This is a genomic window from Microbacterium sp. MYb66 (genome assembly GCF_002979435.1).
In the GTDB taxonomy this organism is placed as follows: domain Bacteria; phylum Actinomycetota; class Actinomycetes; order Actinomycetales; family Microbacteriaceae; genus Microbacterium.
On record NZ_PCOV01000001.1, the window covers coordinates 451,263 to 464,418 of the forward strand.

Here is a 13,156-nt window from a genome sequence, read left to right on the forward strand (position 1 = left end):
GGTTCGGCAGCGCGGCGGCGCTCAGGGACGCGCGTCCTTGGCGTGGTCCTGCGTGTCGGCGAGGGCCTTCTGGGAACGGAACTGCAGCCGCTGCGCCTTCTTCGCCTTCTTGACCGACTGCGGTGAATCGGCATCGACGAGCACGCCGCGGCGCTCGCGGTTCATGTCGATCACGGCGCCCACCGCGAGAGCCATCGTGATGCCCCAGCTCACCCAGGACAGAACGGCGCGCCAGGTGATGGGCTGCTCGCGGGTGCCGCGCAGCAACGAGACTCCTGCCGAGATCGCCGCGACAAGACCGGTGCTGAAGAGGTAGCGCATTCCTTTACGCTACCTTCCCTCACCCCAGGTCGCACCGAGCCTTGACAAGCCCTCCTCGATCCTGTCAGGGGAGTAGGTGGTGAAGGACAGGCGGAGTGCGCGATCGTCGGGCCGCCCGGAGAAGAACGAGGTTCCGGGGACGTAGGCCACGTCGTTGGCGAGCGCCCGCGCGAGTGACTCCGTCGCATCGATTCCTTCGGGCAGTCGCGCCCAGACGAACATGCCGCCGTCGGGTCGGTTCCAGGTGCTCCCGCCGGGCAGCGCGGCCGGCAGCGCCCCGAGCATCGCATCGCGGCGTGCCGCGTAAGCCTCGCGGATGCGCGTGAGCGCGGGCTCACCGCGGCCGGATGCGAGGTAGTGGGCGGCGGCCGCCTGATCGATCGTGGAGGTGTGGAGGTCAGCGGCCTGTTTGGCGATCGTGACGGACGCGCGGATCTCCGCGGTCGTGCGGATCCACCCGATGCGGAGCCCGGGTGCGATCACCTTCGAGAAGCTGCCGAGGCTGAGGACGTGATCCGGTGCGAACGCCGCAAGCGAGGGAAGTGCCTCACCCGTGTAGCGCAGCTGCCGGTACGGCTCGTCCTCGATGATGCGGAATCCGCGTCGCTCGGCGATCTCGGCGATCGCCCGGCGCGCGTCGAGACCATGAGTGCGACCGGTCGGGTTCTGGAACGTGGGGACGGTGTAGAAGAACTTCGGGGCGTGCTCGGCGGCCAGCCGGTCGAGTGTCTCGAGGTCGAGGACGTCGCCGTCGTAAGGCACGCCGACCACGCGGGCCCCGGCGAGAGCGAATGTCTGCAGCGCTGCGAGGTAGCACGGCTCCTCGACCAGGATCGTGTCGCCGGGATCGATCAGGGAGGTGGCGAGCAGACCCAGGCCCTGCTGCGATCCGGTCGTGATGATCAGGTCCGACGCCGAGGTGGGCAGCCCATCGGCGGTGTAGCGCGCGGCGACCTGCTCCCGAAGCGCCGGGTTCCCCTCGGACATCGAATACTGGAGCACGCCGGGGGAGCGGAGCGCGGCATCGAACGCGGCGCGGATCCCCTCCAGGTCGAAGAGTTCCGGTGCGGGCAGACCGCCGGCGAACGAGATCACCTCCGGTCGTTCGGTGAGCGCCAGAAGATCACGGACCGGCGAGGTCTTGGCGCTTCCGGCGCGCTGTGATCTCTCAGGAAGGGCGGAGCGTGCGGCGGTGGCCTGGGGGACGATCGGCAACGGATCTCTCCTCGGTGTGCGGCGTGCAGCGTGGCGGTGTCGCCAGACTAGTGGTGTCCACAGGGGAGCGTTTCCCTGCCTCCGTTCGGGACGGACGGGTAGCATGGAGGCGTCGCGGCTCGCCCGCGGCCGCACACCGTGTATCTACCGGCCATCGGCACCCCGATGGACAGCGGCGGCACCCGACTTCGCGTCATCGACGCGCGAGAGCCATGACACACGCAACTTCGCACCCTTCCGAGCAGCTGCTCAGCGGACCGAGCCTCTTCCGCATCGCAGGATTCCCGTACTTCCTCATCGCCTTCATCGCCAGGTTGCCGTTCGCCATGATGGTCGTCGGCGTCCTGACCGTGGTCGTGTCGTCGCGCGGCTCGCTGTCGCTCGGCGGTCTCACCTCGGCCGCGGTCGGTCTGGGGACCGCCTGCTTCGGCCCCCTGCTCGGCGCTGCGGCCGACCGCTTCGGCCAGCGCACCGTGCTCCTCGTGCTCGCCCTCGCGAACGGGGCGATGCTCCTGCTGTTCACGTTCGTCGTCTACGGTCCGTCGGCCGACGGGTTCGTCCTGCTCGCGGCCATCGGCATCGGTGCGACGGCGCCGCAGGTCGCCCCGCTCTCGCGCTCCCGGCTGGTGACGATCATCGGGGAGCGGATGCCGGAGGCTCGTCGTGCCCGAACGGTGTCCGGCACGATGGCGTACGAATCCGCCGCGGATGAGACGGTCTTCGTCTTCGGGCCGTTCCTGGTCGGGATCCTGGCGTCCGCGATCGCGCCGTGGGCGCCGCTCGTCGGAGCCGCCATCCTGACGGTCGTGTTCGTCGGAGCGTTCGCCCTGCACCCCAGCGGTCGCCACGTGTCGCAGGATCGCGATGCGGACGGCAGAGCTCCGTCGTCCGTCTCCGAACTGTTCCGTCCGCAACTGCTCATCGTGGTCCTCGGCATCCTCGGAGTCGGGATCTTCTTCGGCACCATGCTCACCTCGCTCACGTCGTTCATGGCGGATCTCGGCGCTCCGGAGCAGGCCGGTCTTCTCTACGGCGTCATGGGTGTCGGCTCCGCCGTGCTCGCCCTGGGCGTCGCGTGGCTGCCTCCGGCCTTCTCGATGCGCGCACGCTGGCTCGTGTTCTCGGGCATCCTGCTCGCCGGCAGCCTGCTGCTCGGCTTCGTCGACTCCCCGGCCACGATGATGCTGGAGCTCGCGATCATGGGCGTCGGCATCGGCCCGACCCTGGTGACCCAGTACAGCTTCGGTGCCGCGCGCAGCCCGCGTGGGCGGTCTGCGACCGTGATGACCATGCTCGGGTCGGGAGTCGTGGTCGGTCAGTCGATCGGCGCAGCCGTGGCCGGTGAGATCGCCGAGAGCATCGGGACCTCCGCCGCCCTGCTGTTGCCGATGATCGCCGCAGCCATCGCGTTCGCCGCGGGGGTCGCCAACTGGGCGCTGAGCGGCACGAGTCGTCGTCAGACCTCCGTCACGGCCTGACGCACCCGGCAGGATCTCGGCATCCTGGGTAGGTTGGAGTCAACCCCTGGCGTGAGGAGTCACACTTTGACAGCTGCAGATTTCGTCGTCGTCGCCAACCGGCTTCCCGTCGATCGGGTGGAGGGACCGGACGGCGAGGAGATCTGGCGCACCTCGCCGGGTGGGCTTGTCGCAGCCCTCGAGCCCATGATGCGCAATGTGAACGGGGCCTGGGTCGGTTGGGCGGGACAGGCTGATGTCGAGCTCGCACCGTTCGAAGCCGGCGGCATCCGGCTGATCCCCGTCGCGCTCAGCGCCGAGGAGGTCGCCGAGTACTACGAGGGCTTCGCCAACGACACGATCTGGCCGCTGTATCACGACGTCATCGCCCCGCCCCAGTATCACCGCGAGTGGTGGGATGCCTATGTCACCGTGAACCGCCGATTCGCGGAGGCTGCCGCTGCCGCCACCGCACCGGACGGCACCGTCTGGGTGCATGACTATCAGCTGCAGCTCGTCCCGCAGATGGTCCGGGAGCTGCGCCCCGACGTCACGATCGGCTATTTCCATCACATCCCGTTCCCCGCCCACGGTCTCTACGCCCAGCTGCCCTGGCGAGACCAGGTGCTGCGCGGGCTGCTCGGAGCCGACGTCATCGGCTTCCAGCGCGCGCAGGACGCCACGTACTTCCTGACCGCCGTGCGCCGTCGCCTCCGGTACGAGGTCAAGGGGCCGAACGTCGCCGTGCCCGAGGGGGACGGGACGCGCACCGCCTTGGCGCGTGCGTTCCCGATCTCCATCGACACCGCGCCGTACCTCGAACTCGCCGCTCGGGAGGATGTCCGCGCCCGCGCCGCAGAGATCCGCGCGAGCCTCGGCAATCCGAAGCGCATCCTGCTCGGAGTCGACCGGCTCGACTACACGAAGGGCATCCGCCACCGCATCAAGGCCTACGGCGAGCTGCTCGCGGAAGGGCGGCTCAAGGTCGAGGACGTGACTCTCGTCCAGGTCGCCAGCCCCAGCCGGGAGCGCGTCGACGCCTACGTGCATCTCCGCGACGAGATCGAGCTCGCCGTCAGCCGCATCAACGGCGACACCGACACGATGGGGCACACCGCCATCCGCTACCTGCACCAGGGGTATCCGCGCGAGGAGATGGTCGCTCTGTACCTCGCCGCCGACGTGATGCTCGTGACCGCGCTGCGCGACGGCATGAACCTCGTCGCGAAGGAGTACGTCGCCACTCGCGTCGATGATCGGGGAGTTCTGGTGCTCAGCGAGTTCACGGGCGCCGCGGACGAGCTGCGTCAGGCCGTCCGGGTCAACCCGCACGACATCGAAGGCCTGAAGGCCGCGATCATGACCGCGGTGGAGATGCCTCCGGCCGAGCAGGGCCGGCGCATGCGATCACTCCGTCGACGTGTGCTGGACAACGACGTGAACGCCTGGTCGTCATCGTTCCTGAGCGCACTCGCCGAGGTGCGTGGCCGCTGACCGTCGGCGCTGCCGCGATACTGGGGGGAGACCCCCTGCGAATGGAGTACCTGTGACGCGCCCCTGGATCCCCGGAACCCCCGATGAAGACCTGCGCGCTCTGGCGGCCACACCGCGGCTCGTCGTAGCCCTCGACTTCGACGGCACCGCATCGCCTCTGGTCCCCGACCCGATGGCCGCCCGGGCACTGCCCGAGGTCGCCGTCCAGGTCGAGCGGCTCGCCGCGCTTCCCGACACGGTCGTCGCCTACGTCTCAGGACGGAGCATGCACGACCTGCGCGTGATCACCGAGCACACCGACGACTCGACGATCGCGCTGGCCGGGTCGCACGGCGCCCAGTACTGGTTCCCGGGCGAAGGAGACGCCGACGCCCCCGGCGATGTCGCCGAGTCGGGTGCGCGCGAAGAGCTCTGGGCGGCGGCGAAGCCGATCATCGAGCGCTACGAGGGTGCCGAGTTCGAGCCGAAGACGTTCGGCATGGGCGTGCACACCCGACGTGCCGATCGTGAGACCGAGGAACGGGTCTTCGCCGAGATCGACGCTCTCGTCGCCGAACGCTTCCCGCACTGGCGGCGTCGGGCCGGACACCGCGTGCTGGAGTTCTCCTCCCGCACCGAGGGCAAGGATGCGGCCATGGCGGCGCTTCGAGAGCGCTTCGACGCCACCGGCATCCTGTTCGCGGGCGATGACGTCACGGACGAGGACGCCATGCGCGTGCTGCAGTCCGGCGACCTCGGTGTGCGCGTCGGGCCGGGGGAGAGCGCCGCGACTCTGCGTGTGGACACTCCACAACAGATCGCCGCGCTTCTGGAGGCGCTGGCGGACGAACGCACCTCCGCACGGCAATAGACTTCCGTCATGTCCTCGCATGATCCCTCTCACAGCGCGCCCATCGACATCAAGCCCCGCAGCCGCGTCGTCACCGACGGCATCGAGGCGACGACCTCCCGAGGCATGCTCCGTGCCGTCGGCATGGGCGACGCCGACTGGGACAAGCCGCAGATCGGCATCGCCTCCAGCTGGAACGAGATCACTCCCTGCAACCTGAGCCTGGACCGTCTCGCGCAGGGCGCGAAGGAGGGCGTGCACTCGGGCGGCGGCTACCCGCTCCAGTTCGGCACGATCTCCGTCTCGGACGGCATCTCCATGGGCCACGAGGGCATGCACTTCTCGCTGGTGTCGCGCGAGGTCATCGCCGACTCCGTCGAGACCGTCATGATGGCCGAGCGCCTCGACGGCTCCGTGCTCCTCGCCGGCTGCGACAAGTCGATCCCCGGCATGCTCATGGCCAGCGCCCGTCTCGACCTGTCGAGCGTGTTCCTCTACGCCGGCTCGATCGCGCCGGGCTGGGTCAAGCTCTCCGACGGCACCGAGAAGGACGTCACGATCATCGACTCGTTCGAGGCCGTCGGCGCCTGCCGCGCCGGGCTCATGAGCGAAGAGGACCTCAAGCGCATCGAGTGCGCCATCGCGCCGGGTGAAGGCGCGTGCGGCGGCATGTACACCGCCAACACGATGGCCTCGGTCGCCGAGGCGCTCGGGCTCAGCCTCCCCGGCTCGGCCGCCCCGCCCGCGGCTGACCGTCGCCGTGACTACTTCGCCCACCGCTCGGGCGAGGCCGTCGTCAACCTGCTCCGTCAGGGGATCACGACTCGCGACATCCTCACTCCGGAGGCCTTCGAGAACGCGATCGCGCTGGCCATGGCCCTCGGTGGCTCGACCAACGTCGTGCTGCACCTGCTCGCGATCGCCCGCGAGGCCGAGGTCGAGCTGAACCTGCACGACTTCAACCGCATCGGCGACAAGGTGCCCCACGTCGCGGACATGAAGCCGTTCGGAAAGTACGTCATGAACGACGTCGACCGCCACGGCGGCATCCCCGTGATCATGAAGGCGATGCTGGACGAGGGCCTGCTTCACGGCGACGCGCTCACCGTCACGGGCAAGACGCTCGCCGAGAACCTCGCAGACCTCGACCCGCAGCCGATCGACGGCGAGGTCATCCACACCTTCGACAACCCGATCCACGCGACCGGCGGGCTCACGATCCTGCACGGCTCCCTCGCACCCGAGGGCGCCGTCGTCAAGACTGCCGGCTTCGACGCCGCCGTCTTCGAGGGGCCTGCGCGCGTGTTCGAGCGCGAGCGCGCGGCGATGGACGCCGTCGCCGAGGGCACCATCGACCCGGGAACCGTCATCGTCATCCGCTACGAAGGCCCCAAGGGCGGACCGGGTATGCGCGAGATGCTCGCCATCACCGCGGCCATCAAGGGCGCGGGCCTCGGAAAAGATGTACTACTCTTGACTGACGGACGATTCTCAGGCGGCACAACCGGCCTGTGCATCGGCCACATAGCACCCGAAGCGGTGGACGCAGGTCCTATCGCCTTCGTGCGCGATGGTGATCTGATACGGGTCGATATCGCAGCTCGCTCTCTCGATCTACTCGTCGATGAGGCAGAGCTCGCCTCCCGCCGCTCTGGCTGGGAGCCGCTTCCCCCGCGCTACACCCGAGGCGTTCTTGCCAAGTACTCGCGCCTCGTGCGGTCCGCCGCCGAGGGAGCGACGACCGGCTGACCCGGATGCACAGGCATCCGGCGTCCTCCACAGTTCACCAGAAGGAGTGTCATGACTGCTGACACCGTCCCGGCCGTGCCGAGGCCGCCCGCCCGCCCATCCACCGCACCGGAGATCACCGGTGCGGAGGCCGTCGTCCGCTCTCTGGAGCTTCTCGGCGTCACCGATGTCTTCGGGCTTCCGGGCGGAGCGATCCTCCCGGTCTACGACCCGCTGATGGATGCTTCGGAGCTGCGCCACATCCTGGTTCGCCACGAGCAGGGTGCAGGCCACGCGGCGGAGGGGTACGCCTCGGCGTCCGGCAAGGTCGGCGTCTGCATCGCGACCTCCGGTCCCGGTGCGACCAACCTCGTCACCGCGATCGCCGACGCCTACATGGACTCGGTGCCGATGCTGGCCATCACCGGTCAGGTGTTCTCGACGCTGATGGGAACCGATGCGTTCCAGGAAGCCGACATCGTCGGCATCACGATGCCCATCACGAAGCACTCGTTCCTCGTGAAGGACGCTGCAGACATTCCGGGCGCCCTCGCCGCGGCCTACGAGATCGCCGGCACCGGCCGTCCCGGACCCGTGCTCGTCGACATCACGAAGGACGCGCAGCAGGCGATGGCGCCGTTCGTCTGGCCGCCCAAGATCGACCTGCCCGGGTACCGTCCGGTGACGAAGGCGCACGGCAAGCAGATCCAGGCCGCTGCGACGCTCCTCGCCGAGGCCAAGAAGCCCGTGCTGTACGTCGGCGGCGGAGTGATCCGCGGCAAGGCGTCGGCCGAGCTCCTCGAACTCGCCGAGTCGACGGGTGCCCCGGTGGTGACCACTCTGATGGCCCGCGGGGCCTTCCCCGACTCGCACCCGCAGCACCTCGGCATGCCCGGTATGCACGGTACGGTTCCGGCCGTGCTCGCGCTGCAGGAGGCGGACCTCCTCATCTCGCTCGGCGCACGGTTCGACGACCGCGTGACCGGCAAGGCCGCACTGTTCGCCCCCAACGCCAAGGTCGTCCACGTCGACATCGATCCTGCCGAGATCTCCAAGATCCGGACGGCCGATGTCCCGATCGTCGGCGACGTGCGCGATGTCCTCACCGATCTCGACGCGGCCTTCCGCGGGGCCACGGTCGACTCGAAGCCGGACACCGAGGAGTGGTGGTCGTACCTCGACGGTCTGCGCACCGAGTTCCCGCTCGGCTACGCGCCGACGACCGACGGACTTCTCGCGCCGCAGTATGTGATCCAGCGCATCGGCGAGCTCACCGGCCCGGAGGGCATCTTCGCCTCCGGTGTCGGTCAGCACCAGATGTGGGCGGCGCAGTTCATCAAGTACGAGCGTCCGAATGCGTGGCTGAACTCCGGCGGCGCCGGCACGATGGGGTACTCCGTTCCCGCGGCGATGGGCGCGAAGGTCGCCCAGCCCGAGCGCCCGGTCTGGGCGATCGACGGCGACGGCTGCTTCCAGATGACGAATCAGGAGCTCGCCACCTGCACGATCAACAACATCCCGATCAAGGTGGCGATCATCAACAACTCGTCGCTGGGGATGGTGCGCCAGTGGCAGACGCTCTTCTACGACGGACGCCACTCGAACACCGACCTCAACACCGGGCACGGCACGATCCGCATCCCCGACTTCGTCAAGCTCGCAGAAGCCTACGGCTGCCTCGCGATCCGCGTGGAGAAGGAGGAGGAGGTCGACGCCGCCATCAAGCTCGCGCTCGAGACGAACGACCGCCCCGTGGTGATCGACTTCGTCGTGAGTGCCGACTCCATGGTGTGGCCGATGGTCCCGCAGGGAGTCAGCAACAGCTATGTCCAGTACGCCCGCGAGCACGCGCCCGCCTTCGACGAGGAGGACTGATCCATGTCGACTCATGTGCTGAGCCTGCTGGTGGAGAACACCCCCGGTCTCCTCACCCGCGTCGCGGGGCTGTTCGCCCGCCGCGGTTTCAACATCGACTCCCTCGCCGTCGGCGTGACGGAGGTGCCCGGGATCTCCCGCATCACCGTCGTCGTGGACGTCGACGAGCTCCCGCTCGAGCAGGTCACCAAGCAGCTCAACAAGCTGATCAACGTGATCAAGATCGTCGAGCTCGACTTCGCCACGTCGGTGCAGCGCGAGCACATGCTCGTGAAAGTGCGCACCGACAACGCCACGCGCTCGAACGTGATCGAGGTGGTGAACCTCTTCCGCGCATCCGTGGTCGACTACGCCTCCGACGCGCTCGTGATCGAGGTGACCGGCGACAAGGGCAAGGTCGACGCGATGCTTCGTGCGCTCGAGCCCTTCGGCATCAAGGAGATCGCGCAGTCGGGTCTCCTCGCCATCGGGCGCGGCGGCAAGAGCATCACCGAGCGCGTCCTGCGCGGCTGACAACCCGACCACCACACACCGACCAGCTCTGGCGTCTTCCGGCATCCAGAGCGAGAACCACCGTCACGAACAAGGAGAAACACAAGTGAGCACCGAGATCTTCTACGACGCCGACGCGGACCTGTCCCTGATCCAGGGCAAGAAGGTCGCGATCGTCGGATACGGCTCGCAGGGCCACGCCCACGCGCAGAACCTGCGTGATTCGGGTGTCGAGGTCGCGATCGCCCTCAAGGAGGGCTCCAAGTCCGCGGCCAAGGCCGAGGACGCCGGCTTCCCGGTCAAGACCGTCGCCGAGGCCACCGAGTGGGCCGACGTCATCATGATCCTCGCGCCGGACCAGCACCAGCGCATCATCTACAGCGAGTCCATCGCACCGAACCTCACCGCCGGCAAGACCCTCGCGTTCGCGCACGGCTTCAACATCCGCTTCGGCTACATCGATGCCCCCGAGGGCGTCGACGTCATCCTCGTCGCGCCGAAGGCGCCCGGTCACACGGTCCGTCGCGAGTTCGTCGCGGGCCGCGGCATCCCGGACATCATCGCCGTCGAGCGCGACGCCTCGGGCCACGCCTGGGACCTCGCGCTCTCGTACGCGAAGGCCATCGGCGGAACCCGCGCCGGCGTCATCAAGACGACCTTCACCGAAGAGACCGAGACCGACCTGTTCGGCGAGCAGGCCGTGCTCTGCGGCGGCGTGAGCCACCTCGTGCAGGCCGGCTTCGAGACTCTGACCGAGGCGGGGTACCAGCCGCAGATCGCATACTTCGAGGTTCTGCACGAGCTGAAGCTCATCGTCGACCTGATGTGGGAGGGCGGCATCGCCAAGCAGCGGTGGTCGATCTCCGACACCGCCGAGTTCGGTGACTACGTCTCCGGCCCGCGCGTCATCGACGAGCGTGTCAAGGAGAGCATGCAGGGCGTGCTCGCCGACATCCAGTCGGGGGCCTTCGCGAAGCGCTTCATCGACGACCAGGACAACGGGGCCGAGGAGTTCCTGGCGCTGCGCGCCAAGGAGGAGAAGCACCCGATCGAGGTCACCGGCAAGGAGCTGCGTTCGCTCTTCGCCTGGAAGCAGCAGGACGAGGACTACGTCGACGGCAGCGCCGCGCGCTGATTCGACCTCTTCAGAAGAACGGGCGTCCCCTCGGGGGCGCCCGTTCTTCGCTTTACCGCGCCGATTCTCTCGAGACATCGGATGTCTGTGCCAGGATGGGAGGCATGCGACAGGAATGGTTTGATCGGGCCCGGTTCGGCATGTTCGTCCACTTCGGCCTCTACAGCGGGGCCGCACGGCACGAATGGGTGCAGAATTACGAGCGCCTCACCGATGAGGACTACTGGCAGTACTTCGAGCACTTCGATCCCGATCTCTTCGACGCGGCAGCGCTGGCGCGCACGGCGAAGGAGACGGGCATGGGGTACGTGGTGCTCACGACGAAGCACCATGACGGCTTCTGCCTGTGGGACTCGAAGCTCACCGATTTCACCTCCGTCGCGAACATCGGGCGCGACCTCGTACGCGAGTATGTCGACGCGCTGCGGGCGGAGGGGATCAAGGTCGGGTTCTATCACTCGGTGATCGACTGGCATCACCCCGATTTCACGATCGACTGGAATCACCCGCGCCGTGACGACGAGCGCGCGCATGAGCTCAACGTCGGGCGTGACATGGACACGTACCGCGCCTATCTCCACGGCCAGGTGCGGGAGCTCCTCACCGAATACGGCGACATCGACTACCTGTTCTTCGACTTCACCTACCCCGAGGCGAAGGACGGCTGGGCGGGGAAGGGGCCGCAGGATTGGGATGCAGAGGCGCTGCTCGAGCTCTGCCGTGAGCTGCAGCCGAACATGCTGGTGAACGACCGCCTCGGGATCCCCGCCGACTTCGTCACTCCCGAGCAGTATCAGCCGACCGCACCGATCGTGCGCGACGGCGTGCCGCTGACGTGGGAGGCCTGCCAGACACTCAACGGCTCCTGGGGATACCACCGCGACAACATGGACCAGAAGTCCCCGACGATGCTGGTGCAGATGCTGGTCGACTCGGTGTCGATGGGCGGCAACATGCTGTTGAACATCGGCCCGGACGGGCGTGGGGCGATCGCGCCCCGCGACGCGGACACGCTCGCGGAGATCGGGGAGTGGATGCGTCTGCACCGCGGCGCCGTGATCGGGGCCGGCCACGCGCCGTTCGCACCGCCCCGTGAAGGCGTGTACACGCGCCGCGGGAACCGGCTCTACCTGAGTCTGTTCAGCTGGCCGATGGGCTTCGTGCACCTTCCCGAGCTCGCCGGCAAGATCTCGTACGCACGTCTGCTCAACGACGGATCCTGGCTCGAGACGAGCGTGTCCGACCCGGAGCGGGAAGCCGATCTGATGACCCCCGCCGGTGAAGCAGAGGGGACGCTGACCGTCCACCTGCCGGTGCGACGGCCCGATGTGCTGGTCCCCGTGATCGAGCTGACGCTGACCGGGGAGTGAATCGAGCGGTGGCGGCGGTTCAGGCCGTCGCCACCGGGATGTCCATGCCCTCGAGGGCGAGTCGCGCGGCACCGTGGAGGATCGCATCCGCGCCGGTCGTCGCAGCCTCGATCCGGAGACGCTGGGTCGCCAGCGGGTGGCATGCCTCGTACACGCGGCTGCGGACGGCGGCGATGAACGGCTCCGAGGCGCTCATGCTTCCGGTGAGGAAGACGGCGTGCGGGTTGAAGAAGTTCACCACGCCCGAGAGCGCCTGCCCGAGGTGGGTCCCCGCCGTGCGGACCAGTGTCGTCGCGAGCGGATCCGCGTCGCGGGCGAGGCTGAGCACATCGGTCGTGGTGCGCACGGAGTCGTTGCCGCGTGCGAGCATCTGCCGCACGAGGCTCGCGCCGCTCGCCACGGTCTCGAGACAGCCGGTGTTGCCGCACGAGCAGGGGATGTCGCCGCTGCCGTCGATGCGGGTGTGGGTGATGTCGCCGGCCGCAGATGTCGCTCCGCGGTGCACGTGGCCGTCGACGATGATGCCGCTGCCGATCGCCGTCCCGGCCTTGACGGTGATGCTGTGCCCTGTGTGGCCGAACCGCTCGCGGTGCTCGCCGAGGGCGGCGAGGTTCGCGTCGTTGTCCACCGCCACCGGCACGCCGTAGCGGGCCGCGAGATGCTCGCCGACACGGAATCCCGGCCACCCGGGCATCCGCGACGGCTGGTCGACGGAACCCGACGTGATGTCCACAGGGCCCGGCAGGCTGACGCCGATCGCGTGGACTCGGCCATCGGTCGCGAGGCGGTCGAAAACGACGGCGATCCGGTCGAGCGTCGCCACCGGTCCCTCCGTCACATCCACGGCGATCGTCTCGCTGTCCAGGAGTGCGCCGCTCAGGGAATGGGTGCCGATCCTGGCGTGGCCCCCGCCGAGATCGGCGGTGAGGACGAAGCCGTCCGCGGCGATCTGCAGCACACGAGGGCGCCGGCCGCCGCGCGAGGTGCCGTCGCCGGCTTCGCGGAGCACACCGGCATCGAGCAGGGCCTGCACGCGGAGGCCGACGGTCGACGCGGCCACGCCGAGGAGGGCGGCCAGCTCCGAGCGGGAGCGCGCCTCGCCGCGCGCGACGAGGTCGAGGATCCTTCGGGTGTGCGGGTCGTCGACGGTGGTGTCAGCGGCGTTGGTCATGGGTGCACTTTCGTGGTCGGAGCATCGTCAGCGTAGCGGGGGTTCGTCATGTTTCCCGGGAGTTACGAA

General features: G+C 68.6%; 11 protein-coding genes. 8 read left to right on the plus strand and 3 right to left on the minus strand.

Annotated elements, in window-relative coordinates:
- Positions 1 to 21: 21 nt before the first annotated feature.
- Positions 22 to 321, minus strand: a complete 300-nt coding sequence (locus CQ045_RS02135; RefSeq protein ID WP_045265130.1) for a hypothetical protein — start codon at positions 319 to 321, stop codon at positions 22 to 24.
- A gap of 9 nt (positions 322 to 330) precedes the next feature.
- Complete coding sequence (locus CQ045_RS02140) at positions 331 to 1,536, minus strand: PLP-dependent aminotransferase family protein (protein ID WP_258130922.1); 1,206 nt, start codon at positions 1,534 to 1,536, stop codon at positions 331 to 333.
- A gap of 212 nt (positions 1,537 to 1,748) precedes the next feature.
- Here CQ045_RS02140 and CQ045_RS02145 point away from each other — a divergent pair, with 212 nt between their 5' ends.
- The 8 genes from CQ045_RS02145 (at position 1,749) to CQ045_RS02180 (ending at position 11,916) form a co-directional block, all read left to right on the plus strand.
- Positions 1,749 to 3,014 carry an MFS transporter gene (locus tag CQ045_RS02145; RefSeq protein WP_105721034.1) on the plus strand — a complete coding sequence of 422 codons (1,266 nt, stop codon included), beginning with the start codon at positions 1,749 to 1,751 and terminating at the stop codon, positions 3,012 to 3,014.
- Positions 3,015 to 3,080: 66 nt separating this feature from the next.
- The gene (locus CQ045_RS02150) at positions 3,081 to 4,487 is read left to right on the plus strand and encodes a trehalose-6-phosphate synthase (RefSeq protein ID WP_105721035.1); all 1,407 of its coding nucleotides are present in this window, start codon (positions 3,081 to 3,083) and stop codon (positions 4,485 to 4,487) included.
- Positions 4,488 to 4,539: 52 nt separating this feature from the next.
- Positions 4,540 to 5,337: a trehalose-phosphatase gene (gene otsB, locus CQ045_RS02155; protein WP_105721036.1), complete on the plus strand. Its 798-nt coding sequence runs from the start codon at positions 4,540 to 4,542 to the stop codon at positions 5,335 to 5,337.
- Between the two features lie 9 nt (positions 5,338 to 5,346).
- The gene (gene ilvD / locus CQ045_RS02160; RefSeq protein WP_105721037.1) at positions 5,347 to 7,065 is read left to right on the plus strand and encodes a dihydroxy-acid dehydratase; all 1,719 of its coding nucleotides are present in this window, start codon (positions 5,347 to 5,349) and stop codon (positions 7,063 to 7,065) included.
- A gap of 51 nt (positions 7,066 to 7,116) precedes the next feature.
- Complete coding sequence (locus tag CQ045_RS02165; RefSeq protein WP_105721038.1) at positions 7,117 to 8,919, plus strand: acetolactate synthase large subunit; 1,803 nt, start codon at positions 7,117 to 7,119, stop codon at positions 8,917 to 8,919.
- A 3-nt stretch (positions 8,920 to 8,922) separates the two neighbouring features.
- Positions 8,923 to 9,432: an acetolactate synthase small subunit gene (ilvN, locus tag CQ045_RS02170; protein ID WP_017830816.1), complete on the plus strand. Its 510-nt coding sequence runs from the start codon at positions 8,923 to 8,925 to the stop codon at positions 9,430 to 9,432.
- 43 nt (positions 9,433 to 9,475) lie between these two features.
- Positions 9,476 to 10,546, plus strand: coding sequence for a ketol-acid reductoisomerase (gene ilvC / locus CQ045_RS02175; protein ID WP_105721347.1), 1,071 nt, complete (start codon positions 9,476 to 9,478; stop codon positions 10,544 to 10,546).
- A gap of 140 nt (positions 10,547 to 10,686) precedes the next feature.
- Entirely contained in the window at positions 10,687 to 11,916 is a 1,230-nt protein-coding gene (locus CQ045_RS02180; RefSeq protein ID WP_374955011.1) for an alpha-L-fucosidase, read from the plus strand.
- A gap of 19 nt (positions 11,917 to 11,935) precedes the next feature.
- Here the strand turns inward: CQ045_RS02180 and CQ045_RS02185 are convergent, their stop codons facing one another.
- A complete protein-coding gene (locus CQ045_RS02185; protein WP_105721040.1) occupies positions 11,936 to 13,087 on the minus strand; it encodes an ROK family transcriptional regulator in 1,152 nt (383 codons plus the stop codon).
- Positions 13,088 to 13,156: the final 69 nt, after the last annotated feature.

Excerpts from the sequence above, each read along its gene's own strand:
- CQ045_RS02145 (WP_105721034.1), top strand. The coding sequence starts at position 1,749 with ATGACACACGCAACTTCGCACCCTTCCGAGCAGCTGCTCAGCGGACCG.
- CQ045_RS02185 (WP_105721040.1), bottom strand. The coding sequence starts at position 13,087 with ATGACCAACGCCGCTGACACCACCGTCGACGACCCGCACACCCGAAGG.
- CQ045_RS02180 (WP_374955011.1), top strand. The coding sequence starts at position 10,687 with ATGTTCGTCCACTTCGGCCTCTACAGCGGGGCCGCACGGCACGAATGG.
- ilvD (WP_105721037.1), top strand. The coding sequence starts at position 5,347 with ATGTCCTCGCATGATCCCTCTCACAGCGCGCCCATCGACATCAAGCCC.
- CQ045_RS02135 (WP_045265130.1), bottom strand. The coding sequence starts at position 321 with ATGCGCTACCTCTTCAGCACCGGTCTTGTCGCGGCGATCTCGGCAGGA.
- ilvN (WP_017830816.1), top strand. The coding sequence starts at position 8,923 with ATGTCGACTCATGTGCTGAGCCTGCTGGTGGAGAACACCCCCGGTCTC.
- CQ045_RS02165 (WP_105721038.1), top strand. The coding sequence starts at position 7,117 with ATGACTGCTGACACCGTCCCGGCCGTGCCGAGGCCGCCCGCCCGCCCA.